This window comes from Histidinibacterium lentulum (genome assembly GCF_003789055.1).
Taxonomy (GTDB): domain Bacteria; phylum Pseudomonadota; class Alphaproteobacteria; order Rhodobacterales; family Rhodobacteraceae; genus Oceanicola; species Oceanicola lentulus.
On record NZ_ML119082.1, the window covers coordinates 370,435 to 394,261 of the forward strand.

Genomic DNA, 23,827 nt, shown 5'->3' on the forward strand with positions numbered 1-23,827 from the left:
ATTTTCCCATGTCGCACTCCGCGAACACTGACACTGGCCATTCCGGCTCCGCCGACAAGGAGCGCCTGCCGCTGTTGCAGACCTCCGGCGCCGAGAGCGCGGACCAGCCCTCTCCGCTTCATGGCGGCAACGAGCATCCGCTGGTGGACATCCCCTTCACGGTGACGCTGGACGGCCGGCCCTACCACGGGCGCGGGCTGTCGCTGGTGGAGGCCCATGTGCGGGGCCTGCCGGACCCGGCGCTGGACGGGCAGACCCGGCTTGTGCGGCTGTCGTTCGATTTCAACGGGTTCAGCGTATCTCTTCAGCCCAAGGTGCGGGTGATCCGGGGCGAGGACCAGCTCATCCTGCGGTTCACCGAGCCGACGGGCGATCACCTCCCGCAACTGCGCTACCTGCTCAACGAGTATATCTCGGGGGACCTCGTGTCGCTCGGGCAGATCATCCGGTCGGGCTCTCTCGGCGGGCCGTCCGGCGGCAAGGCCGGACAGCCGAAGCCGGGCTTTTTCGGCGTTCTGCGCCGGATCGCGGGCACGCTGGCGGTGCTGGCGCTCACGCTGGCGCTGGTGGGTCTTGCGGCGATGCTGCTGGAGCGGCGGCTGCTGGTCACCGAACTGGAGGCGCCGGGCCTCGTGACCACGTCGGGGGAGACCCTGCGCGCGGTGGCGGACGGCCAGATCAGCTATCTCGATCCCGAGGCGGCGGAGGGCGAGGTGGTCCTCGCGCTTGCCTCCACCCGGGGGGAGACGCTGTCGGTCGCCATGCCCTGCGACTGCACCGCGGTGCCGCTGGGCGTGTCGGAGGGCAGCACGGTCCTGGCCGGCGAGCCGGTCCTGAAGCTCGCCGGGGCCGGGGATGCCGTCGTGGTCGAGGCGCGGGTGAGTGCCGCGGATCTCTTTGCCATGCAGGAGAGCGGCGGCGCGGAGATCCGGCTGCCGGACGGCAGCGCGGTCTTCGGGGCGCTCGCGGGCGATCCGGTGCGCGCGGCCGCCGCCGCCGCGGACGGGCCCACCACGGTGACGCTGACGCCCGAGCCCGCGCTGGCCGGGGCGCGGGTCGGCGAGGTCGCGGCGCTGCGCGTGCACCGCGAGGCGGGCCGGCTGGCCGCGCCGCTGGCCGAGGTCTGGCAGGACGCACGCGACCGGGCCGGCGCGATCCGGGACGACTGGATCGTCCCCATTTTCAACCAGGGCTCGGAGGCCGTGTCCGGCTTTCTGGCCGCCCCTGACCCCGCGGACGCGGAATGAGGAAGACCATCATGCATTCGATCAATCCTGTCATCCTGTCGGGCGGAATGGGTTCGCGCCTGTGGCCCATGTCGCGTGTCCTTCAGCCCAAGCAGTTCCAGCCGGTGAACGGCGTGGACGGGCAGAGCTTCCTGCAGGCCACGGCCCTGCGCCATCGGGGCGCGCCGTTCAACGAACCCGTCGTGGTCGCCAATGCGCGGCAGGTCGGGCTGATCGCCTCGCAGCTGGACGAGGTGGGCGTCAGCCCCACGATCCTCGGCGAGCCAGTGGGACGCAACACCGGCCCCGCGGTTCTGGCGGCCGCGCTCAGGCTGCTCAGGGACGATCCCGACGCGCTGCTTCTGGTGCTGCCCTCGGACCATGTGATCGACGGCGATCTGAACGACGTCGTGGGACGGATGCGGCGCGGCGCCGAGGAGGGCCGGATCGTGACCTTCGGGATCACGCCGCGCTATCCCGAGACGGGCTTCGGCTACATCACCAGGGGCGAGGGCATTCCGGGCTGTCCGGGCCTTCACGCGGTCTCGGCCTTCGTGGAGAAGCCGGACCTCGAGCGGGCGCAGGCGCTGGTGGACGGCGGCAACGCGCACTGGGCCTCGGGCATCTCGCTGATGCGCGCGGACGTGATCGTCGAGGAGTTCCGCAGGCTGGAGCCCGAGACCTTTGCCGCCGTCGAGGCCGCTCTCGAGGACGGGACGGACGGCGAGGCGGGCTCCTGGCTGATGGACGAGGCGGCGTTTTCGAAGGCGCTGGACGAGCCCACCGAACGGGCCGTCTTCGAGCGGACCCAAAGCATCGCCGTGGCGCCGGTGGACGTGGCCTGGAACGATGTCGGCGCCTGGTCCGCGGTGCACAGCATCGGGCGGAAATGCGAGGGCGGCAATGTCCTCGGCCAGGAGGTCATGGCCATCGAGACCCGCAATTCGCTGGTACGCGGCTGCGGCAAGCTGATCGCGGTGATCGGGATGGAGGACGTGATCGTCGTCGATACGCCCGACGCGCTGCTGGTCACCAACCACGGCAATGCGCAGATGGTGAAGGACGCCGTGAAGCGTCTGAAGAACGACGGCCGGCAGGAAGTGGACCGCCATGCGGCGGTCGAAGCGGCGCGCGAGCAGGGGGCGGAACCGGAACCAGGGCCCGGGACGGCGGCGGACCGGACCCGGCGCCTCGAGGTCGCGCCGGGCCGGTTCGCCGAGGTCACCGGAACCGGCGAGGCGGGATCGGTCGTGACCGTCGCAGCGGGCATCGCGCTGCTGAAGGTGCAGGGCGAGCCGACCGAGGCGCGGGCCGGGCAGATCTTCTTCGTGCGGCCCGGAGAGACGGCGCGGATCGGCAACATCGGCAGCGAGGCGCTAACGTTGGTCTCCGTGGACATCGCCGATCCGGACGCGCAGGATCGGAGGCTCGCCCCGGCGCAGGTGAAGAGCGCCGACCAAACCGAACCCGGGCCAGCGGCCGCGAGGCGGCATGTGGCGTAAGGCGCGCCTTCTGCTGACGGGCCTCGCGCTCGGTCTTCTCGCGGGCACGGCCGGCGCACAGGAGACCGGCCGGGATCTCGTGGCGCAGTGGCTCTTCGAGCGCGACATGGCGCTGGGAGAGCCGCCCCGCGTGCGGGTGGAGTCCGAACGGCCTCCGGCGGGCATCACGCCCGCCGGCGAGGCGGTCGTCGAGGCGGGCGATATCCGCCTCGCGCTGGCCCAGATCGGGATCGGCGCGGGGAGCGACGGGCGCACGGCCATCGCGGCGGCGCAGCCGGTCTTCGGCCCGGGTGCGGTCTACCTGCGGCAGGGGCGCACGGACCTGGACGGGCTGGTGGACGCGGCCGCGGCGGCGGGTCTCGACGGCGTGCTCTTCCGCGAGGATGGCGCGGTGGTCGCGCGGGCGCCTGTCGTGGTGCTCGAGGGCGCGGCGCTGGCCCTCGGGCGCGGAGACCGGCTGACACTGGCCGGCGAGGCGGGAGCCTTCCTTCTGGCCTTCGGCGCACTCTCCATCGAGGGCGCCCGTGTGGCGGCGACGGGGTCGACGGAGGACGATGCGTTCCGACCCTTCGTGGCCAGCCTCGGGACCGGGACCATGCGCGTGTCGCGCAGTTCGTTCGAGGGTCTGGGGTTCGGCGCGGCGCCGCTGACGGCGGGCGTCGCCCATGTGGCAGAGGGGCTCTTTCGCCCGCCCGAACCGCCCTGGATCGGCGGCAGCCGTTTCGCCGACGTCCATGGCGTCGCGGCGGTGGGCGCGAACGGGTTGACGGTGACCGGGAATTCGTTCGTCAAGCCCCGGGGCTCGGCGCTCCGCATCGCGGAAAGTTCGGACGTGCGGGTGCTGCGCAACCTCGTGACGGACGCCCAGGGCACCCATGCGCTGCGGCTGTCGGGCCCCGGTGCGGGTGTGGAGGTGCGGGACAACGTCCTTGTCGGCGGGCATCACGCGGCGTTGCGGATCGACGACGGGCTGAGCGACGTGGTGCTCGGGGGCAATGTCGTCGCGGACTTCGCCGGGCCGGGCGCGATCCTCGCCGAGGGCACGGGCTGTGTCGCGGTGGACCGGAACCTCTTTCGCGGGAACGGCGGCGACGGGCTGTCGGCGATGGCGACCGGCTCGCTGCTGGTGGAGGGCAACGCGATCCTCGGGAACGGCGGCAACGGCGTGGTGCTGACGGCCCCGGAGGAGCATGGCGCGACGGTCCTCGCGGCGAACCGGGTTTCCGGCAACCGCGCGGGCCTCAGGGCGACCTCGCTGGGACGTCTGCGGCTGGCGGGGAACGACCTGACGGGCCAGTTGCCCCGGCTGATGACCGGCGATTTGGCGCAACTCGTGCCGTTCTACCTGCGCGAGGGCCGGGACGGGGCGGCGGACATCGTGGTGGAGCGGGTCAGCGCGCGGGCGGCGAAGACGCCGCCGGGCGCGGGGTTCGCCCTGGCCGATCTGCCGGGCTGCGGGCCGGAGGAGGGCGCCTGATGGTCTTTTCGTCCGAAACCTTCCTGTTCCTCTTCCTGCCGCTGTTCCTTGCGCTCTACTACCTGACGCCCGGGCGCTGGCGGTCGCTGACGCTGCTACTGGGCTCCTACGCCTTTTACGCCTGGTGGCGGGTGGATTTCCTTGCCCTGCTGATCCTGACCACGGTCTGGACCTATGCCACCGGCCGCATGATCCGCCGCAGCGCGGGGCGGCGCGCGAAGGTCTGGACCGGGATCGGGGTGGCGGGTTGCCTCGCCACGCTGGGGACGTTCAAGTATCTCGATTTCTTCGTGGACAGTTTCGCGGCGCTCCTCGGGACCGACGCGGCGGGGCTCGGCGTGCACTGGCGCATCCTTCTGCCCATCGGCATCTCGTTCTACATCTTCCAGTCGATCAGCTACCTCGTCGACACCTACAGGGGCGACGTGGAGGACGAGGTCCGGCTGATCGACTTCGCCGCCTTCATCGCGCTCTTTCCGCAGCTCATCGCGGGGCCGATCCTGCGCTACAAGGACCTTGCCGGGCAATTCCGCCACCGGGAGCATTCGGTCGATCTGTTCACCGACGGGATGATGCGCTTCTTCATCGGGCTGGCGAAGAAGGTGCTACTGGCCGACGCGGTGGCGCCTCTGGCGGACCTCGCCTTCTCGACGCCCGATCCGTCTCTGGCGCTCGCCTGGGCGGGGGCGCTGGCGTACATGCTGCAGCTCTACTTCGATTTCTCGGGCTATTCCGACATGGCGATCGGGCTCGGGATGATGATGGGCTTCCGCTTCATCGAGAACTTCAACGTGCCCTACGTCTCGCGCTCGATCACCGAGTTCTGGCGGCGCTGGCACATCAGCCTGTCCGTCTGGCTGCGCGATTACCTCTACATTCCGCTCGGCGGAAACCGGGTCGGCGCCGTTCGGACCTACGTCAACCTGATGGCCGTGATGGTGCTGGGCGGGCTCTGGCACGGGGCGGCCTGGACCTTTGTCGTCTGGGGCGCCTGGCATGGCGGATGGCTCGCCATGGAGCGGGCGACGGGGCTGGCCAATGCGCGGGGCGCTGCGGCGTGGCTGCGGACGATGCTGGCGGTGCTCGTCGGCTGGGTGGTGTTCCGGGCGGTCACGCTCGCCGAGGCGGGCGCGGTCTATGGCGGAATGCTGGGGCTCAACGGGCTCGGCCTGGCGCCCGAGGTCGCGCTGCGGGTCACCGCCGAGAGCGTGGCCGCGCTCGCGCTCTGCGCGGCGGTGGCGGCGCTGGAGCCCTGGCTGAAGCCGATTGCCGCCACGCGGATGGTGGCGCCGGGCCATGGCGGGGGCCGGGTGACGGCGCTGAACACCGTGGTGCCGACGGTGCTGGTCAGCGGTCTGGCCGCGCTCGCGGTGCTGCGCCTCGCCGAGCAGAGCTTCTCGCCGTTTCTCTACTTCCAGTTCTGAGAGGTCCCATGCGGGTTCTGATGTCACGATTCCGGCTGCTCCTGCCGCTCCTGTTCCTGGGCTACGCGGCCTATGCCAACTGGGCGGTGTTCACGGGCGCCGACCGGCCGAGGCTGGCCGCGGCGGAGGGCAGCGTCCTGCGCGGCGAGGCGACGGCGGCACTGGGCGGGCTCTATACCGACGCCCTGCCGCACCGGGAGGCCGCGGTCGGCTGGGTCGGCGCGGGGCGCTACCTGCTCGTCGGCGAGGGCCGGGCGGGGGTGACGGTGGGCGCCGACGGCTGGCTCTTCTCGGACGAGGAGATGGTTGTGGCTGCGCCGGGGCAGATCGCCCGCGCCGCGACGTGGATCGCGGGCGTGGAGCGGCGGCTGGCGGAGGACGGGGTGGACCTCGTGCTCCTGCCCCTGCCCGCCAAGGCGGACCTCTACCGCGAGCGGCAGCCGGGCCGCGCGGCGGGCGCGGCGATGGAGCGGCAATACACGCGCTTCCTCGCGTCCCTCGCCGAGGCGGGCGTGCCGGCGGTGGACATCCGACCCGCCATGGTCGCGGCGGCGGAGGAGGCGCCGGTCTTCCTGACCCGGGACACGCACTGGACGCCCGGCGGCGCGGCGGCGGCGGCGCACGCGGTGGCGGCCTCGGGCCTGGTGCCCGCGGGCGACACGGAATTCGTGGCCAGGGCGGCGCGGCCGGAGGAGTTCATCGGCGATCTGGTGTCCTTCGTGACGACGGAGCGCGTGGCGCCGAGGATCGGGCTCGGGCCGGAACGGGTGCGACCCTACGTCGCCGAGAAGGCCGATGCCGCGTCGGGCGGCATCTTCGCCGCCGATGCCGGGACGCCCGACGCGCTGCTCGTGGGCACGAGCTACAGCGCCAATCCCGACTGGAGCTTCGTTGCGGCGCTGAAGCTGGCGCTGGGGCGGGACATGCTGAACCTCGCCGAGGAAGGACAGGGGCCGGTGCGCCCGATGCAGGCGCTGCTGGACGAGCCGGGCATGCCGGACGACGGGACACGGATCATTCTGTGGGAGTTTCCCGTTCGCTACTTGGCGGATGACGGAATCTGGCCCGCGGAGGCGCGGGTCAGCGCTGGCCCTTCAGACGCGGAGACGATCGATGGATGACAGGATGATGCGCGCGGGACTCTGCCTTGTCCTGCTGGTTTCCGGCGCTCCGGCCGTGGCGGCAGTCGAGCGGCCGGAGAGCGGTCCGGCACCGGCACTGGTGCCGGTGCAGGACAACCGGGTGACGGAAACGCTGGATCTGCCGACCTGGCGGCTGCAACAGGCGCGACGGCGGATGCTGGCGGGGGAGACGATCTCCTTCGACGACATGCGCGAGCTGGCGGACCTGGGCGACGGGCTGGCCTCGTGGCGCTACGCGAACCGTCTGATGGCGCTCGACGATCCGGGGCTGGTGAGCGCGGCGGCGCTCTACTACGCGACCGCGGCCTATACCGGGCGGGACTATGCGGTGCGGCCGCTGGTGCGCATCCTCGAGGACCGGGAGACCGAGATCAGCGAGGCACGGCTGGGGCATCTCGAGAACGCGCTGCGGTCCTGGGCCCTGAGGGGCAACCGGGTGGCGCAGACGGCGCTGATCGACTTCTACGCGACGGGCCATCCCTTTGGCTTCCATCCGGAAAAGGCGCGGCAACTGCGGCTCGATCTGGCCGAGGCCGGCGAGACGGGCGCGGCGCTCGATTTCGCGGTTCGGGCGATGTCGGGGCGCGGCGAGGCCGAGGCGGAGACGGTGGTCTCGATGCTGGAGGCCGTGGCGGCCTCTGACGACCTGGGGAACCGGACCACGGCGGAGAACCTCCTGCGGATGATCGAGTCGAACCCCAAGGTCCTGGCATCCGGCGGGGCCGGGCCCGGACTTGCGGAAGAGACCGGGGAGGATCGGCCATGAGACTTCCGAGCCTGATCCTTGCGCCGCTGGCGCTCCTCGCCGCGACCGGAGCGGTCGCGCAGCAGCAGTCAGCCTTCGGGTGCCGCGCGCTTCAGCACGAGGCCTCGGTGCCCGTGCTGGAGGGAGCGGACGGGATCTTCTTCCGGCGCGACATCGACCTCAGGATGTATCATCCGATGAGTTCCGAGACCGTCGATCTGGTGGGGCGGCTGTCGGAGGCGCTGGCCGCGCGGGGCACCGTGCTGATCTATGTGCCGGTGCCCACCAAGAGCCTTTCCCTGCCGGAGGCCTTGCCGGCCCACGCGGCGGATTACGGGTTCGATCCCGGCATCGCGGCGGAGGTCTACGACGACATCGTCGCGCGGCTCCGGGCAGAGGGCGTGACAACGGTCGACGGGCGCGCGGCGCTGACCGGGGCGCAGGCGGATGAGCCGGTGTTCATTCCGACGGATTTCCACTGGTCCTCGTCGGGCGCGCGGGCGGTCGCGGAGGTCACGGCAGAGGCGATCCGGGAGACCGACATCTATGACGGGCTCGAGAAGACTGCGCACGAGACCGTGTCGCAGGGGGTCGAGCCGGTCTTTTCGGAGATCCGGCGGCAGATCCAGGCGCGCTGCAGGGAGACGGTGCCCCCCGCGCAGACGGAGGTGTTCGAGACCGGGACCACCGGGGACGCGGCAGGCGGCGGGCTGTTCGCGGGCGACGCGGGCGGGCCGGCCATCGCGCTGGTCGGCACGTCGATGTCGCGGACCGAGGAGTTCAATTTCGACGGGTTTCTCGCGCAGGCCAGCGGGCTCGAGGTGGCGAACTACGCGATCCGGGGCGGCAACCAGTACGGCTCGATCCTGTCCTACATGATGTCGGACGATTTCGCCGAGCGGCCGCCGGATTACCTCGTCTGGGAAAACCCGGTCTACAACAACCTCGGCGAATTCGGAGAGCTGCCGCTGCTGGAGCTGATCGCGGCCGCGACGGATGCCTGCACACTGCTCGAGGATACGCGGCCCGGTCCGCAGACCATGGCCGCCGAGGTTCCCGAAGGCCTGCTCGGCCGCGACGATTACCTGCGCGCAGATGCGGGCAGCACGCGCGGCGGCCGGGCCGTGGAGATGACCTTCGTCACCGAAGCGGGGCTCGAGGTCACCGCGAAGATCGAACGTGCGCAGCGGCTCGATCCGACCCGGCGCTTCTACCAGTATCTCGGCCCCTACTGGGAGGACGGGATCGCCACCGTGGTGGCCGAATTCGACCGTGCCATCCCCGAGGACGCAACCCTCGCCATCTGCAAGCAGGAGGACGACAGATCATGAACAGCCGCAGTTTCCGCAAGGATCTTCCCATTCTGGCTCTGGCCGCAACGGGGGCGCTGAGCGCCCTGCCCGCAGCGGCTCAGGACGAGGGTCTCTATCCCGAGCCGAGCGCGCCGGACGCGTCGTTTCTCCGGGTCTATGCGCCGGGGGGCGACAGGGTGACCATCGCCGGCGGCTCCCATGTGCCGGGCAAGAGCGGCCTGACCTCCTATGTGGAGATCGCGCCGGGCGAGGTGCCGGTGGAGGTGGGCGGCACCGAGACCGTGATCGAGGCCGGGCCGAACCTGCATTACTCGCTCCTGGCGCCCGAAGAGGGCACGCCGGAGACGGACGCCGTCACGGGCTCGCCCGCCCAGGGCGATCTGGTGTTCTACAACCTGACCGAACTGGAGGGCGTCGATCTCTACGTCCCGAGCGCCGAGGCGACGGCGGTCGGCGGCGTCGGGCCGATGTCGGGCGCGGGCGTCGCGCTGAACGCCCCGCTGACGCTGACCTTCGAGGTGCGGCACGAGGGCGAGACGCTGGCCGTGGTGGAGGGCGTCGAGATGCGCCGGGGCGGTGGCACGACCGTGCTCTTCGCCGGCGGGTCCGGAAACCGCACCGCCACGGCCGAGGCCAATACCTACGAATGACCCGAAGGAGCCTGACCATGCCGCGTCTCGCGCCTGCGGCCCTGGCCGCGATCCTGTCCCAGGGAATGCCGCTGCCCGCCGCGGCCGCCCCTCTCGACGTGCAGTTCGAACCGCCGGACGTGCAGCTTCAGCCGCTGTGCGATCCGCGGCCGCCCGACGACGAGATCGTGGCGGCCTGGTCGGGCTGGGACGGTGAAGGCTTCGGCGACCGCTCCACCAGCCTCGTGCGGCGCGACCTGCGGCGGCTGGCGGCGCTCGACCCGGAGCGCTGGGACACGGTGATCCTCGGCGCGATGGAGCGGCTGCGGGAGGCGGACCCGGACTATGACGCGCTGGACCATCTGGCGGACCGGATCGACTTCCTGGTGACCACGGAGCGGTTCGCGACGCTCGAGGCGGAAGGGCTGGTCGAGCGCTTCCTCGAAATGGAGATCCAGTCCTCGCCGCGGGCGCTGCACATGGCGGGCGAGCTTCTGCTGAACGGCTACGGCATCGGCGCGGACGTGCAGAGGGCCCAAGCCTTCATGGTCCAGTCGGCCTATGCCGGCAATCCCGAGGCGCTCCTCGATCTCGCGCAGATGACCTCGGACGGGAGCACCGTGCCGGGCTGGGACGTGGCGCCCGAGCTTGCCGTGACGCTGGCTTTCGGGGCGCTGGTGGGCGATCTCGACGCGCGGCTCTGCGACCGGATCAACCGCATCGGCTCGGCGTTCCGGGTCGGAGAGATCGTGGCGCAGGATCTGGCGCTCGCCGAGCGCTGGTACCGGCTCTCGGCGGATCTCGGGGACCACAATGCCGCCTGGCAGGTGGCGCGTCTGCATATGGAGGCGATCGGTCTCGAAAGGGACAACACGGCGGCGCTGACCTATCTCGAACAGGCGGCGGAGGCGGGCCTCGGGTTCGCGCAGGCGGAGCTGGGGCAGGTCTACGAGGTCGGCGCCCTGGCCCCGCAGGACATCGATGCGGCGCGCAGGCTCTACGAGGCGGCCGCGGAAAGGGGCGAGCGCGACGGGCTGGTGCGGCTCGTCGGGCTCGCGGACAGCATCGAGGAGCCTGGCCCGGAAGACCGCGCGCGGCAGGAAGACGCGCTGCGGCGGCTTGCGGAGATGCCCGATGCCCCCGCCTGGGTCCTCGCGCAGATGGGCGACATGATCCTGGAGAACCAGGGCCGCTGGGCCGGAGAGGCCGAGGCCGCCGCGTTCTTCCGGCGGGCGCTGGAGGCGGAGCCCGGGCATCCCACGGCGGTGACGCGGTTGGCGCGCATCGGCTTTCGCCATGCCCGGACCTTGCAGGAGTTCCTCGTGCTGACCTCGGACCTGCAGGAGGTCGTCGTCTCGGTCGGCACGGCGGCGGGGATGGAGCAGCTGCGCGACGCCTTCCACTGCCGCAGTCCGGAGGCGCCCCATGCGGATCACGCGCGCTACTGGGACCGGATGTACGGCGTTTCGGGCTATGACCGGATCGAACTCACGCCGCCCGAGATCGCCGCCCAGGCGGCCGATCCCGACCCGGTGCTGCTGGCGAAGGTGCAGACACAGGCGCTGACCGGACGGTCGCCCTCCTACGCGCTGCTCCGGGACCTGCCGCTGGAGGCGGACAGCGACGTGATGCGGCGGCTGTCGCGGGACGCCGCGAGCGGCCCCCTGACGGAGCGGGCGAAGGCGCTGCTCCGCCGGGCCGACCCGGACGCGGCCCCGCCCGGCCGGGCGCTGGAGCTGTTGCGCCAGGCGGTGGCGGAGGGCGAGAACGGCGCGCAGGCGGTGCTTCTGGAGGCGCTGACCTCCGCGGGCGCCATGTCCGACGAGGCCGAGCTGCGGCGTCTGGCCGAGGCCCTGGCGGCGCGCGGCGAGGGCCTCGGCCTGCGGACCCTCGCCGGGCTCGCGGAGGAGCCGCGCGACGTCTTCGACAGCTACGCGGAGGTCATCGAGGCGCGCGGCGATTTCGAGGCGCTGATCTTCGCGCTCGGGTTCCTCGAGGAGGAGGCGCGGGTGAGCGACTACCTCGGGCGGGCCCGCGCGGCGATGAACTGCAACCTGCCCCATGCTCTGGAGATGGTTGCCGCGGCGGACCGCCACGGACGCGCGGAGGCGGTGGAGCGCTGGCTCGACGTCTCCGCGGCGGTGGCCGAGAACGAGGGCTGGCAGATGGTGTCGCTGGCCGATGCGATGCTCGCCCGCGGCACGACGGACGGGAGCCGGGACCGGGCGCTCGCACTCTTGCGGCAGGCGCGGCAGGACGGGCATCGGCTCGCCATGCTGCGACTCCTGTCGCTGGCGGACGCCGAGGACAGCGGGCTGGAGATGGAGCCGGAGGAGGTCGCGGATCTTTTCGTGGACCTTGTCGCGGCCTCGGAGCTTGAGGATGTGCCGGGCCTTCTCGACAGGGTCGGCTTCGCGGCGCCGGACGTCCGGGCGAGCGTCCGGGAGCGGATCGACCCCGTGGCCCTCTACGAGGAGGCCGCCGCGGCGGGCGTGCCCGAGGCACAGCTCGAACTTGCAAGGATCGTGCGGGCGGATGCCGCGGGTCCGGAGGCGCTGACGGAGTATGTGCGGCTTCTGACCGGCGCCGCGGAAGGGGGCGAGCCCGAGGCCATGTTCCTGCTTTCCAACGCCTATTCCCTCGGTCTCGGCGTCGCGCCCTCTCTCGAGGAGTCGCGTCGGTGGCTGACCGCCGCCGCCGAGGCCGGACATCCCGAGGCGGCCGCCACGGTCCGGCTGCTTCAGACACAGGAGACACAGCAATGACGATGACGACACGCGCCCTGCCCCTTCTCGCGGTCGGCCTTGCCGCCATGCCGGCGGTGTTGCCCGCCCAGACCGGGGAGGCGCAGGCGGAGGCCTGCATCGACGTTCCGGAGCCGGTGATCTCGCTCGCCTACGGCAGCCGCTACACGGACGAGAGCGAGGACCGCTCGGATCTCGACGCGGAATCGAACGCCGCGGTGAACGAGGCGCTGGGGCCGATCGACGACTTCATCGTCGACCTTGCCTCCACGGCGAACGACGCCGTCGAGGGCGGCGCGGGATCGGTGGGAGACGCGAATTGCGTCGCCGAGGCGATCCTCGTCTGGGCGGAGGCCGATGCGCTGAGCGACCTGCAGACGATGAACGCGCAGATTTCCTCTCCCTCGCGGCTGGGCGGCATCGCGCTGGCCTATCTGCAGGTGGCGCCGCTGGCGACGGCCTTGAGCGCCGAGGACCGCGAGGTGATCGAGGGCTGGTTCCGGGAGCGCGCCGCGGCGAGCGCCGCCTATTTCGACGAGGAGGCCCCGCCAGGGGCCAGCCGCAACAACCTGCGCGCCTGGGCGGGTCTCGCGGCCGCCGCGGCCGGGCTGGCAGCCCGGGACGAGGATCTGCTCGACTGGGCCGCGGGCACGGTGGAGCTGGTCGCCTGCGAGGCCGACGCGGACGGCGCGCTGCCGCTGGAGATGGGCCGCGGGAACCGGGCGCTGCACTACCACCTGCACGCCGTCGCGCCGCTCGTCGTGACCTCGGCGCTGCTGCGTCCCGAGGGATACGACCTCTTCGAGGTCTGCGACGGAGCCGTGCGGCGCGTCGCGGAATTCGTGCCCGCGGCCTTTGCCGATCCGGACCTGGCCGAGGAGAAGGCAGGTGAACCCCAGACCTTCTTCGCGGGAGACGACGACCTGCAATCCTACGAGCTGGCCTGGGCGGAGGCCTATCTCTCGCTGTTCGAGGATGCGGACCTGGCGGCCTTCGTCGAGGAGTTCCGCCCGCTCGGCCATTCGAAGCTGGGGGGAAGCCAGGACATCCTCTGGTAGCGCCCGTGCCGGCGGAGCGGTTTCGGCGCCTCCGGCGCCGATCCGCCGGGGGGCTCCGCCCCCCGGACCCCCCGGGAGTATTTCCGGCCAGATGAGGAGGGGGCGGGGGCGCCGGACGGCCGGCCGTGGCACGGGCGCCGGAGGAGCCGCGGCCCGGGGAGCGGCGGGCGACCCCCTGCCGATGACGGAGCGGACGACCGGCAGGATTTCACCGTGACACCGCGTGCCCGCGGGCGGGGGGCTTTCGCCGGACCGGGAACTTTGCTCTGAGGGTCCTGCCCGGCCCGACACCCGTGTCCCTGGACCGGGTCCGCCCATGGACAGGGGCGGTCATCCGGAACGCGCCGCCCCGGGGCGGCGTCTGGGACATGGGACCCATCAGACATGACCTTTGCGCTGACTTCCCTTCCGGGGAAGGTTTGGAATGACGGCTTCGTGGCCGACATCGTCGTGACGAACACGGGATCGGAGCGGCGCGACGCCGCCACGTTCGACATCGGAGTGCCCGGAGAGATCGAGAGCCTCTGGCGGGCGACCTCCTGGACCCCGACCGAGGCCGGCGCCCGGGTGACGCTCGAGAGCCTCGACCTCGCGCCCGGCGAGAGCGCCACGATCCGGTTCAAGGGCGCGGGGCCGGCGGAGATCTCGCTGACCGGCGGGAGTGAAGAGGACGATGGGAGCGCGGTGCCGGTGCCGGTGCCGGTGCCGGAGAGCTGGGCGCCGGAACGCCAGGGGCCCGCAAGCGGGGGCGAGGTGGTCGAGGTCGGCCCGGGCATCGGCGCGCGCGCGCTCCAGGAGCTGATCGACGGCAGCGAGGCGGGGACGGTGATCCGGCTCGGGGCCGGGCGCTACAGCTTCGACCGGACCATCGTGCTCGATGAGGACGGCGTGTCGGTCGTGGGCGCGGGCGCGGGCGTGACGGTGATCCGGATGGCGTCGGGCCTCGGGCAGGAGGCCTTCGCGGTCGGTGACGGCGGGACGAGCGGCCGCTTCACCCTGGCCGACGCGGCGGACGAGGGCGCGACGCGGATCACCCTGACCGGCGCACACGACTTCCGGCCAGGGGATTTCGTCTACCTGGCGCGCGAGAGCACCGATGCCTTCTACGACGAGATCGGCGACCGGACGTGGCGCAAGGACGTGCCGCTGCGGACCTCCATCGTCGAGGTGGCGGAGGTCGACGGGCGGACCATCACGCTGGCATCGGGGCTGCACTTCGACTTCGTCCCGGGCGAGACCCGGGTGTCGGAGATCGCGCTGGCGCGGGACATCGCGCTGGGCGGCTTCGCCGTGGACTACGGGCTGGGCAAGGCCGATCCCTCGCGATTCGACAATACGCTGAGCGCCTACGACCGGAACGCGGTGGTGCAGGTCGAGGGCACGGCCGGCCTCAGGCTCTTCGACATCGAGGCCCGCGACGTGCCCTCGCTCGGCGTCAACATGGCGCTGAGCCGGGAGGCGCAGGCGGACGGGATCGGGATCACAGGCGCCCATAACAAGGGCCCGGGGGGCAATGGCTATGCGCTGCAGATCCGGGATGTCTACGACAGTTCCTTCGTGAACCTCAGCGATCTCGACATGCGGCATTCGGTGGTCTTCGCCTCCTGGCGCTCGGCGGTCGGGAACAAGGTCCATGTCACGAGCACCGACCGGGACATCAACTTTCACGGCGGGCGCGATCACGGCAATACCGTGCGGGTGGACGCCTCGGTCCGGGACGCCAATTCCGACATCATCTCGCCCACGCTCTTCGTGAACACCGAAGGGACGCATTACGGATCGGTCACCGATGCGGAGGCCAATACGGTGCGGTTCGGCAAGGTGGTGGGCACCCGGCTGGCCGACGACGTGCACGGCCGTGACGGCGGCGCATGGCTCGACGGCCGGGGCGGCCACGACACGCTCACCGGGGGCGACGGCAACGACGTGCTGATCGGCGGCGCGGGGCGCGATGTCCTGCGCGGCGGAGCGGGCGAGGACATGGCCGTCTATACCGGCGACAGGTCGGATTTCCGCCTGGCGCGCCTGTCCGGTGGCGGCTGGGAGGTCGACGACCGGCAGGGCGGACAGGACCGGGATGCGGTCCACGGGGTCGAGTGGCTGGTCTTCGACGACGGCGCGCTGCGGCTGTCGGACCAGGCGTTCCTTGCGCTCGATGCCATCGAGGACGTGTTCAAGGGGATCGGCGGGGCGTCCGACTCCGCTCCGGCCCCTGCCCCGGCGCCGGTCGAAACCGACCCCGCGCCGGCGGACGGAACGGGCGGTCCGACCCTGACGGGGACGGACGGCAAGGACCGCTTCGACGTTACCGAGGAGGGCACGGTCGTGCACGGGCTCGGCAACTGGGACGAGGTGCGCGCGTCGGTCGATTTCGCCATGTCGGCCGATGTCGAACGGCTGGAGCTTGTCGGCGGCAGGGCCATCGACGGGACCGGGACAGCTTCGAACGACCTCATTCTCGGGAACGACGCGGCGAACGTCATTCTCGGCCGGAGCGGCGACGACCGGATCTGGGCGCGGGGCGGCGACGACCGGGTCGACGGCGGCGGCGGCAAGGACCGGCTCGACGGCGGCGGCGGGGACGACGTGATCCTCGGCGGTCTCGGCGCAGACGTGCTGCGCGGCGGCGGCGGCGCGGATCGCTTCGTGTTCCGGTCCGTCGAAGAGAGCGCACGGGGCGCCCACGACCGTATCCTCGACTTCGAGAGCGGCGCGGACGTGATCGAGCTTGCACGGATCGACGCCGATACGACGCGCCCGGGCCATCAGTCCTTCGCGTGGAACGGCACGGGCCCGGGGAGGTTCGTCTTCGAGAACGGGTCTCTCAGGGGCGACACGGACGGCGACGGCCGGGCCGATCTGGTGATCGAGATCGGCCCGATCCCTCTCGGGATCGACGACCTGCTGCTGTGATCCGCAGGGGAGCGCCCGCAGGCCGGGCGCTCCCCTCGACCCGGCCTGCGCGTCAAAAGACACCTACCCTTGACATTTGTCGCCCTCTTGGCGATTGCTGGGGCGAAACAAGGGGGTCCCATGCGCAACGCCAGACGCACCGACGAGATCGCCGAGGGCATCCGCAAGCGGGTCTTCGTCCATGCCATGCGCAACAACGGCGGCTACCTCAGCCAGGCCTGTTCCGCGGCGGAGCAGCTCGCGTTTCTCTACAACGAGGCGCTGACCCTGGGCGCCCCCACCCTGCCCGCCGTCCCCCGGCCCTTCGCGGGCGTGCCGAGCGCGGACAACCCCGATTACGTCACCGGCGCTGGCTACAACGGTCCCGCCGCGCCCGAGTTCGACCGGCTCTTCATCGCCCCCGCCCATTACGCGCTCGTGGCCTATGCCGCGCTGATCGAGACCGGGCGGATGGACGAGGCGGGGCTCGAGATGTTCAACAAGGACGGCTCGTCGGTCGAGATGATCGGGGCGGAGCATTCGCCCGGCATGGAGGTGCACAACGGCACGCTCGGGATCGGGCTGTCCACCGCCGCCGGCCTTGCCTTCGGGCGCAAGCGGCGGGGCGAGCCGGGCGAGGTCTGCGTCTTCATGTCGGACGGCGAGGTGCAGGAGGGCCAGACCTGGGAAGCGGTGCAGGCCGCCGCCCATCACCGGATCGACAATCTCTGGGCGCTGATGGACGTGAACGACCAGCAATGCGACGGGGCCATGTCGAGCGTCATGGAGGTGGGCGATCTCGTCGCCAAGTTCCGGGAGTTCGGCGCGGTCTGCGTCGAGGTCGACGCCCATGACCTGGACGCGCTCCGGGAGGCGAAGGCGACACCGCACGAGGGCTGCCCGCTGATCGTGCTCGCGCGGTCCTCGCCGACGCAAGGGATGTCGTTCCTGCAGCGGCGGTTCCCGCGGCTGCACTATGTGCGCTTCAAGTCCGAGGAGGAGCGCGCGGAGATGAACGCGTCGATCGCCGCAGAGCTGGGGATCGACCCCGTGGACCTGTCGGAAGGGGCGCACTGATGGCCGAGATGGTGAACCGCCCCTATGCGGCGGCGTTCGAGACGCACGCGCTGGCCAATCCGGACGTGCTCTGCCTGTCGGCGGACCTGACCTCCTCCTGCGAGATCGACGGGTTCCGCGACCGGCATCCGGACCGGTTCGTGTCGCTGGGCATGGCGGAGCAGAACATGATGAGCTTCGCGGGCGGGCTCGGGCTCGCCGGCTACCGGCCGTTCCTCCATTCCTTCGGCGTCTTTCTCTACCGGCGGCCCTATGACCAGCTCATCGCCTCCGTGGCCTATCCGCGGCGGAAGGTGCGGCTGATGGGGTTCCTGCCGGGGATCACCACGCCGGGCGGCATGACCCACCAGGCGATCGAGGACGTGGCGGTGATGCGCTCGATCCCCAACATGACGGTGCTGGAGACCGGCGACGCGACGGAGGTGGAGAGCATCTGCGCCGCGGCGGATTCCATCGACGGGCCGGTCTACTGCCGGGTGCTGCGCGGGTCGGTGCCGCGCCTCTTCGACACGCCCATCAAGGTGGGCGAGATGCGGGAGCTGGCGACGGGGCAGGACGTGCTCGTCGTCACCTCGGGCATCGCCACGGAGGAGGCGTTGCGCTGCCGGGCGGCGCTGGAGGGCGCGGGCGTGTCGGTGCGGCACCTGCACATCCACACGATCAAGCCCTTCGACCGGGCGGCGTTCCTCGACCATGTGAACGCGGTGTCGAAGGGCGTCGTCGTGCTGGAGAACCACGTGATCGACGGCGGGCTCGGGTCTCTGGCCGCAGAGATCATGGCGGAGGCGGGCGCCGGGAAAAGGCTGGTGCGGCTGGGGCTGCGGGACACCTTCGCCCACGGCGGCTCGCGCGGCTACCTGATGAAGCATTACGGCCTCGATGCCACCGCGCTTCTGCGCGGGATCGAGGACCTGCTGGGAGAGAAGACCGGTATCACCGAAGAGGACCTTGCCGGGGCGCGGGTCGAGGCGGTGCATTCCGAGGTCAAGGCAGAGGCGCTCTGAGGTGGCGCGGTTCCGCGTCACCTACCGCATCCTTGCCGCCACCCCCGAAGAGGCGCGGGAGCGGGCCGAGGGCATCGCGCTCGAACAGACGGTGGAGGTGCCTTGGGACGTGGTGCCCGAGGGGCCGATCCGCGACCGCATCGTGGGACAGGTGGAGAGCCTGGAGCCCGCGGGCGGGGCCTTCGAGGCGGTCATCTCCTACGATCCCGACAGCGCGGGGCACGAGATCCTTCAGCTCGTCAACGTGATCTTCGGCAATTCGTCCATGCAGGCGGGAATCCGGGTCATGGGCTTCGCCCCCGGCGCAGAGATCGCCCGCCGCTTTGCCGGCCCGCGCTTCGGCATCGCGGGGCTGCGGGCGCTGACCGGGCGCGCCACCGGCGGCCTCATCGCGCCGGTGATCAAGCCGCAGGGGTCCTCGCCCGCCGCCCTCGCGCGGATCGCCGCGCTGTGCGTCGAGGGCGGGGCGGACATCATCAAGGAGGACCACGGCCTCGCCGATCAGCCGATGGCGCCCTTCGAGGCGCGGGTGCGCGCCGTGGCGGAGGCGGTGGCGGAGGCCAATGCCCGGACCGGCGGGCGTGCGGTCTACATCGCCAACGTCACCGGCGCGGGCGGCGATCCGGTGGCGCAGGCGCACCGGGCGAAGGAGCTTGGCGCCACGGGCGTCCTGCTGATGCCGGGGCTCATGGGCTTCGGGCCGGTCCATGCGCTGTCGCGGGACGAGGGCTTCGGCCTGCCGATCATGACGCATCCGTCCTTCACGGGCGCCTTCGTGCTGTCGCCCGAGTTCGGGATCGCGCACGGGGTCATGTACGGCGTGCTACAGCGGCTCGCGGGGTCGGACATCTCGGTCTTTCCGAACGTCGGCGGAAGGTTCGGGTTCTCGGCGGCGGAGTGCCTCGAGATCGCGGCGGCCTGCCGGGGCGAGGGCCCCGGGCGTCCGATGCTCCCCTCGCCGGGCGGCGGCATGAGCGTCGAGCGCGCGGCCGACATGGCAACGATGTACGGGCAGGACGTGGTCTATCTCCTGGGCGGGAGCCTTCTGCGCGCCGGGGAGAGGATCGGCGAGGCCGTCCGGGCGATGCGCGGCAGCCTCGAGGCGGCGGGGGGCTGAGGCCGGGGGGCGCCGACGCGCGTCGTCTGTCCACGTCGGGCTGGAGCGGATAGGCGCGCCATCGGCGGGCCGTGGTGCGGCGATCCCCGGGTTGATCTGCGCGCTTTATGGTGACGTGACATGGCTCCGAATGAGCGAAGCGCTGGCGTCACCCAATCGCCGGGCGGTCCGGGCGGCCCGTCGATGGCGCGGCGGCCTGCGGCCTTGATTCCGCGCCGGGGCGGAGAATGACGGTTGGATTTGGCGTGATATTGGCCGGAACGCACTTCGGCTTGCAGCCCCCCTCCTAGGAGAACCCCCTATTCGTCCTCCGGGAACACCACGCCCATCCGCAGGATGAAGCAGCCGTAGGGCCGGTCCTCGGAACAGGCCACCACGGCGAAGCAGCGTTTCGCATGGGCGTAGAACTCCTGCCGCTCGAGGCTCTTGAGCCCGGTCCCCTCGGGGGCCACGCGGCGCAGGACGTCGAAGGTCTCGGCATGGGCCTCGTTCACGAGGTCGGGCTGGCCGTCCACCTCCATCCGCAGCGCGCCGTAGTCGGTGAAATTGTCGATGGGCATGAGCCGCGTGATCAGCGCCACGGCCTCGGGAGCCGAAAAGCCCGGCAGGCGGATCACCTCGGGCATCACGCACTCGGCAGCGGTGGAGGCGGCGGGAAAGTTGCGGTCGGCGATCACGATCTCGTCGCCGTGTCCGAGCCGGATCAGGCAATCCATCAGCTCGGGCGTGATGCTGGGGTCGATGGTCTTGAGCATGATAGCCTCCGGGAAAGCGGGGCCGCACCCGGCGGCACGGCCCCATACACGCCTCAGCGCGGCGGCAGCGGCATCCACTCGGTCATGGCGACATCGGCATGGGCGAACTGCGGCATGTTGGCCGAGAGATCCTCCATGTTCGAGATGTCCGCTTCGTTCAGGAAGTCCTGGGTGATCAGCGTGGGCGGCACGATGACCTGGTTGCCCGGGTCCTCTCCGGCCAGCATCATGGCGAGCGCCCGGACCGAGACCTCGCCCACCACGGCGGGGTTCGTGGCCACGGTGGCCTTCCACGCAGAATCAGGCTCGCGCATGGCGGCGATGTCGGCGGTGGAGACGTCCGCCGAGTAGATCGAGATGTCCTGGCTCAGTCCGGCCTCGTCCACGGCGATCTTCACGCCCTTTGCGAACTCGTTGTAGGGCGCGAAGAAGACGCTGATCGTGGGGTTCGCCTGCAGCACGGACCGCGCCTGGTTGGCGTTGGAGTTGGCGATGGGGTTGTCGAGCGTGCCCATCTGCGCGACCTCGGTGATGCCCGGGTTCGCGGCCTTGATGTCCTCCCAGGCCGCGTGGCGGCGGTCGAGCGGCGCGATGCCGGGGACGTAGACATAGCCCGCGTCCCAGGTGTCGCCGTTGTCGACGATGGCCTGCTCGAGGGCGAGCTGGCCCAGCAGGTAGTCCGACTGCTCGATCTGCGGGATCGCGTCGTTCTCGACGTTCACGTCGAAGGCCACGACCTCGATGCCGGCGTCCACGGCCCGCTGGGCCGCCTCGCGCATCGACTCGGTGAGGCCGTGCTGGATGATGATGCCGTCCACGCCCAGCGCGATGGCCTGGTCGACCATGTCGGCCTGAAGGGCGGCGTCCTGGCGGCTGTCGAAGACGCGCAGGTCGACGCCCAGCGCCTCGGCCTGGGCCTCGACGCCCGCGAGATAGGCCTGGAAGAAGTCGCCGGTGGAGAGATAGCGCACGAGCGCGATCTGCACCTCGGAGGGGTTGTCGAAGGGCGCGGGCATGTCCTGCGCCGCGGCGGTGAGCGCGGTGGTCCCGGCGAGCGCGAGGCCGCCGAGAAGGCCGAGGGTGGTTCTGCGGTTGGGTGTCATGGGTGGTCTCCTCCCTTGGTCGGCGCGGTGTGCGCCGGATGCGTCAGGTCTCGCCCCGGGACCGGCGGGCCGAGAGGGCAAAGGTGAAGACCAGTGCCACGACCAGAACGGCGCCCTTGACGAAATCCTGCGTGTAATAGGGGGCGTTCATCATCGTCAGGCCCTGCAGCAGGATCCCGACGAAGAGCGCCCCCATGGCGGTGCCGAACGCGTTGGGCTTGGCGGCGCCCAGAACGGCGAAGCCGATCAGGGCCGCGGCCACCGCGTCCAGAAGCAGATTGGTCCCCGAGGCGATATCGCCCCGCCCCAGCCGCGCGGCCAGAAGCATCCCGCCCACCGAGGCGAGGACGCCCGAGATCATGTAGGCGAGGATCTTGTAGCCGTTGACGTTGGTGCCCGTCAGCGCCGCGGCGCGGGCGTTCGAGCCCACGGCATACATCAGCCGCCCGTGGCGGGTGAGTTCGAGGAAACACCAGACGATCACGCCGATGACGATGAGGAACACCACCGAGATCGGGATGAGGTTTTCCAGCACGAGGTCGAACCGGTGCCGGCCCATAGCGAGGAAGAAGGGGGAGAAGGCCCCCTCGGCCGTCTCGCCCGAGGGCAGCGTCATGCCGACGGAGATGGAGCGCCCCTCGGTGGGGATGCGCTGGAGGCCCACGAGAAGGAACATCATGCCCAGCGTGGCCAGAAGATCCGGCACCTTGAACTTGACGATCAGGAGCCCGTTCACCACGCCGATCACAGCGCCCATCACGAGACAGGCGACGATCGCCACGCCGGCGCTCTGCTCCATCACCACCATGACATAGGCGGCGAGCATCATCGCCGAGGTGGCGACCGACCCGATCGACAGGTCGAAGCCCCCCACCACGAGGGTACAGGTCACGCCCAGCGCGAGGATCCCGGTGATCGCGACGGACTGGAAGATGAACACCGCCGAGCGCGGCCCGGCGAAGCCCGGCGCGAAGATGGCGAAGAACAGCAGGAGCCCCACCAGCAGCGCCAGGAAGCCGTAGCGGATGGCGAGGTCGAGCAGCGTGCTGCCGCCCGGCGCGCGGGAGGGTGCCATGGGGGCCGGTTTGTCGGCTTCTGCGCTCATGCAGCGGTCTCCTGTGGGTCTGCCGGGCCGGTCACGGCGGAGAGAATGGCCGCCACGTCCACGTCCCGGTTCACGAATTCGGCGGTCACCGCGTGGTCGTGCATCACCACGATCCGGTCCGCGATCTCCAGCGCCTCGTCGAGTTCCGCGACGCAGACCAGCGTGGCGCGGCCCCGCGCGGTGCGGCGCACCTTGTCGCCGATGTCCCGGCGCGAGCGGATGTCGACGCCCTGGAACGGCTCGTCGAGCACGAGGATCCGGCACTCCTGCGACAGCCAGCGCGCCAGCATCACCTTCTGCTGGTTGCCGCCCGAGAGCGTCAGGATGCCGTCCCTCTCCGACTGGCAGACGATGGACAGCGCCTCGATCATTTCCTTCGCGGTCTGCCTCTCGCGGCTGCGGCTGACGAAGGAGGCAGCGGAGAAGGCGCCGAGGAACGGCACCGTCATGTTCCGCGCGATGTCGAAATCGGCGATCACCGCGTTGCTGGCCCGGTCCTTGGCGGACATGAAGACGCCCGCGCGGATCGCCTCGGCCGGGCTTCCCGGCGCATGATCCCGCCCGTCGAGCGCCATGCGCCCCGCCGCGGGCCGGTGCAGGCCGAAGAGGCTCTGGGCGAGGGCCGTCTTGCCGCTCCCCAGCAGGCCCGTGACCGCCACGACCTCGTTCTCGTGGAGCGCGAGATCGAACGGCGCGCTGTCGGGGCGCAGCTTCAGCCCCGAGAGTGTCACCACCGCCCGCCCCGGCACCACGGGCGCGAGGTCCGTCTCGGTCAGCCCGTGGCCCAGCATGGCGTTCACCGCGCCTTCGTAATCCAGGGCGTCGCCCTCGAAGAGCCCCGCGATCTCGCCGTCGCGCATGGAGACGATGCGGTCCGCGATGCGGCGAATGTCGGACATGCGATGCGAGATGTAGAGGATCGCGACCCCTTGCGCCTTCAGCATGTCCACGAGGTCGAAGAGCCGCTGCGCCTCGGCCGCAGAGAGCGAGGACGTGGGCTCGTCGAGGATCAGCAGCGCCGGCTCGTGGGCCATGGCCCGCGCGATCGCGATGAGCTGCCGGTCGGCCACCCCGAGTTCCGAGACGGGCGTGCGGACGTCGATGCCGAGGCCCATGCGCTCCGCGATCCGGCGCGCCTCGGCGAGGAGCGCCCGGCGGCGGAGGAAGAAGCCCCAGCCGGGCTCGGCCAGCCGGTCGATCATCAGGTTGGAGGCCACGTCGAGATCCGGAATCACCCCGTCGTTGATCGACTGGTGGACCGTGACGATGCCCTTGCGGATCGCGTCGGCGGGGCTCGTCGGCTCGAACGCCGTGTCGCCCAGCATGATCCGCCCGCCGTCGCGGCGGTAGACGCCGGACAGGATCTTGACCAGCGTGGACTTTCCCGCGCCGTTCGCGCCCATGAGCGCGGTCACCCGTCCCGCCGGCAGCTCGAGGTCGAGCCCGCACAGGACGAGGTTTTCGCCGAACGCCTTTTTCAGGCCCGTGATGCGGCAGAAACTGCGGTCCATGAC

The 23,827-nt window shown here is 71.1% G+C and carries 18 protein-coding genes; 14 read left to right on the plus strand and 4 right to left on the minus strand.

All coding sequences use genetic code 11. The annotated features are described in order from the left end of the window. Window positions 1–8 precede the first annotated feature (8 nt). The 14 genes from EAT49_RS04805 (at window position 9) to EAT49_RS04870 (ending at window position 19,350) form a co-directional block, all read left to right on the plus strand. A complete protein-coding gene (locus EAT49_RS04805) occupies window positions 9–1,247 on the plus strand; it encodes a hypothetical protein (protein ID WP_123641153.1) in 1,239 nt (412 codons plus the stop codon). Then, window positions 1,244–2,728 (plus strand): mannose-1-phosphate guanylyltransferase, encoded by a 1,485-nt coding sequence (locus EAT49_RS04810; RefSeq protein ID WP_123641154.1) that lies wholly within the window; start codon window positions 1,244–1,246, stop codon window positions 2,726–2,728. Before EAT49_RS04805 ends, EAT49_RS04810 begins: the two co-directional genes overlap by 4 nt. Beyond that, the gene (locus tag EAT49_RS04815; protein WP_123641155.1) at window positions 2,718–4,205 is read left to right on the plus strand and encodes a right-handed parallel beta-helix repeat-containing protein; all 1,488 of its coding nucleotides are present in this window, start codon (window positions 2,718–2,720) and stop codon (window positions 4,203–4,205) included. Before EAT49_RS04810 ends, EAT49_RS04815 begins: the two co-directional genes overlap by 11 nt. Continuing rightward, complete coding sequence (locus tag EAT49_RS04820) at window positions 4,205–5,629, plus strand: MBOAT family O-acyltransferase (protein WP_123641156.1); 1,425 nt, start codon at window positions 4,205–4,207, stop codon at window positions 5,627–5,629. Before EAT49_RS04815 ends, EAT49_RS04820 begins: the two co-directional genes overlap by 1 nt. A gap of 8 nt (window positions 5,630–5,637) precedes the next feature. Then, window positions 5,638–6,750, plus strand: a complete 1,113-nt coding sequence (locus EAT49_RS04825; RefSeq protein ID WP_123641157.1) for an alginate O-acetyltransferase AlgX-related protein — start codon at window positions 5,638–5,640, stop codon at window positions 6,748–6,750. Continuing rightward, complete coding sequence (locus EAT49_RS04830) at window positions 6,743–7,537, plus strand: hypothetical protein (protein WP_123641158.1); 795 nt, start codon at window positions 6,743–6,745, stop codon at window positions 7,535–7,537. Before EAT49_RS04825 ends, EAT49_RS04830 begins: the two co-directional genes overlap by 8 nt. After that, window positions 7,534–8,847 (plus strand): alginate O-acetyltransferase AlgX-related protein, encoded by a 1,314-nt coding sequence (locus tag EAT49_RS04835; protein ID WP_123641159.1) that lies wholly within the window; start codon window positions 7,534–7,536, stop codon window positions 8,845–8,847. Before EAT49_RS04830 ends, EAT49_RS04835 begins: the two co-directional genes overlap by 4 nt. Further along, window positions 8,844–9,479, plus strand: a complete 636-nt coding sequence (locus tag EAT49_RS04840) for a hypothetical protein (protein WP_123641160.1) — start codon at window positions 8,844–8,846, stop codon at window positions 9,477–9,479. Before EAT49_RS04835 ends, EAT49_RS04840 begins: the two co-directional genes overlap by 4 nt. Before the next feature lie 17 nt (window positions 9,480–9,496). Beyond that, a complete protein-coding gene (locus EAT49_RS04845) occupies window positions 9,497–12,223 on the plus strand; it encodes a tetratricopeptide repeat protein (RefSeq protein ID WP_185020648.1) in 2,727 nt (908 codons plus the stop codon). Further along, a complete protein-coding gene (locus EAT49_RS04850) occupies window positions 12,220–13,260 on the plus strand; it encodes an alginate lyase family protein (RefSeq protein ID WP_123641162.1) in 1,041 nt (346 codons plus the stop codon). Before EAT49_RS04845 ends, EAT49_RS04850 begins: the two co-directional genes overlap by 4 nt. 435 nt (window positions 13,261–13,695) lie before the next feature. Then, window positions 13,696–16,173, plus strand: coding sequence for a M10 family metallopeptidase C-terminal domain-containing protein (locus EAT49_RS04855; RefSeq protein ID WP_185020649.1), 2,478 nt, complete (start codon window positions 13,696–13,698; stop codon window positions 16,171–16,173). A 120-nt stretch (window positions 16,174–16,293) separates the two neighbouring features. Continuing rightward, complete coding sequence (locus EAT49_RS04860) at window positions 16,294–17,229, plus strand: transketolase (protein WP_123641164.1); 936 nt, start codon at window positions 16,294–16,296, stop codon at window positions 17,227–17,229. Then, window positions 17,229–18,233, plus strand: a complete 1,005-nt coding sequence (locus tag EAT49_RS04865) for a transketolase family protein (protein ID WP_123641165.1) — start codon at window positions 17,229–17,231, stop codon at window positions 18,231–18,233. Before EAT49_RS04860 ends, EAT49_RS04865 begins: the two co-directional genes overlap by 1 nt. 1 nt (window position 18,234) lies before the next feature. Beyond that, window positions 18,235–19,350, plus strand: a complete 1,116-nt coding sequence (locus EAT49_RS04870; RefSeq protein ID WP_123641166.1) for a RuBisCO large subunit C-terminal-like domain-containing protein — start codon at window positions 18,235–18,237, stop codon at window positions 19,348–19,350. Window positions 19,351–19,649: 299 nt separating this feature from the next. Here the strand turns inward: EAT49_RS04870 and EAT49_RS04875 are convergent, their stop codons facing one another. From EAT49_RS04875 to EAT49_RS04890, 4 genes are read right to left on the minus strand one after another with little or no spacing between them, the layout of a single operon-like run. Continuing rightward, a complete protein-coding gene (locus EAT49_RS04875) occupies window positions 19,650–20,105 on the minus strand; it encodes an RbsD/FucU family protein (RefSeq protein WP_123641167.1) in 456 nt (151 codons plus the stop codon). 53 nt (window positions 20,106–20,158) lie between these two features. Continuing rightward, entirely contained in the window at window positions 20,159–21,208 is a 1,050-nt protein-coding gene (locus EAT49_RS04880) for a substrate-binding domain-containing protein (RefSeq protein ID WP_123641168.1), read from the minus strand. 43 nt (window positions 21,209–21,251) lie between these two features. Beyond that, window positions 21,252–22,313 carry an ABC transporter permease gene (locus tag EAT49_RS04885; protein ID WP_123641169.1) on the minus strand — a complete coding sequence of 354 codons (1,062 nt, stop codon included), beginning with the start codon at window positions 22,311–22,313 and terminating at the stop codon, window positions 21,252–21,254. Next, the gene (locus EAT49_RS04890; RefSeq protein WP_123641170.1) at window positions 22,310–23,824 is read right to left on the minus strand and encodes a sugar ABC transporter ATP-binding protein; all 1,515 of its coding nucleotides are present in this window, start codon (window positions 23,822–23,824) and stop codon (window positions 22,310–22,312) included. The genes EAT49_RS04885 and EAT49_RS04890 overlap by 4 nt, the downstream gene beginning before the upstream one ends. Window positions 23,825–23,827 lie beyond the last annotated feature (3 nt).

Bases quoted from the DNA above. Each gene is read 5' to 3' on its own strand.
- EAT49_RS04805 (WP_123641153.1), top strand. From the start codon at position 9: ATGTCGCACTCCGCGAACACTGACACTGGCCATTCCGGCTCCGCCGAC.
- EAT49_RS04810 (WP_123641154.1), top strand. From the start codon at position 1,244: ATGAGGAAGACCATCATGCATTCGATCAATCCTGTCATCCTGTCGGGC.
- EAT49_RS04815 (WP_123641155.1), top strand. From the start codon at position 2,718: ATGTGGCGTAAGGCGCGCCTTCTGCTGACGGGCCTCGCGCTCGGTCTT.
- EAT49_RS04820 (WP_123641156.1), top strand. From the start codon at position 4,205: ATGGTCTTTTCGTCCGAAACCTTCCTGTTCCTCTTCCTGCCGCTGTTC.
- EAT49_RS04825 (WP_123641157.1), top strand. From the start codon at position 5,638: ATGCGGGTTCTGATGTCACGATTCCGGCTGCTCCTGCCGCTCCTGTTC.
- EAT49_RS04830 (WP_123641158.1), top strand. From the start codon at position 6,743: ATGGATGACAGGATGATGCGCGCGGGACTCTGCCTTGTCCTGCTGGTT.
- EAT49_RS04835 (WP_123641159.1), top strand. From the start codon at position 7,534: ATGAGACTTCCGAGCCTGATCCTTGCGCCGCTGGCGCTCCTCGCCGCG.
- EAT49_RS04840 (WP_123641160.1), top strand. From the start codon at position 8,844: ATGAACAGCCGCAGTTTCCGCAAGGATCTTCCCATTCTGGCTCTGGCC.
- EAT49_RS04845 (WP_185020648.1), top strand. From the start codon at position 9,497: ATGCCGCGTCTCGCGCCTGCGGCCCTGGCCGCGATCCTGTCCCAGGGA.
- EAT49_RS04850 (WP_123641162.1), top strand. From the start codon at position 12,220: ATGACGATGACGACACGCGCCCTGCCCCTTCTCGCGGTCGGCCTTGCC.
- EAT49_RS04860 (WP_123641164.1), top strand. From the start codon at position 16,294: ATGCGCAACGCCAGACGCACCGACGAGATCGCCGAGGGCATCCGCAAG.
- EAT49_RS04865 (WP_123641165.1), top strand. From the start codon at position 17,229: ATGGCCGAGATGGTGAACCGCCCCTATGCGGCGGCGTTCGAGACGCAC.
- EAT49_RS04875 (WP_123641167.1), bottom strand. From the start codon at position 20,105: ATGCTCAAGACCATCGACCCCAGCATCACGCCCGAGCTGATGGATTGC.
- EAT49_RS04880 (WP_123641168.1), bottom strand. From the start codon at position 21,208: ATGACACCCAACCGCAGAACCACCCTCGGCCTTCTCGGCGGCCTCGCG.
- EAT49_RS04885 (WP_123641169.1), bottom strand. From the start codon at position 22,313: ATGAGCGCAGAAGCCGACAAACCGGCCCCCATGGCACCCTCCCGCGCG.
- EAT49_RS04890 (WP_123641170.1), bottom strand. From the start codon at position 23,824: ATGGACCGCAGTTTCTGCCGCATCACGGGCCTGAAAAAGGCGTTCGGC.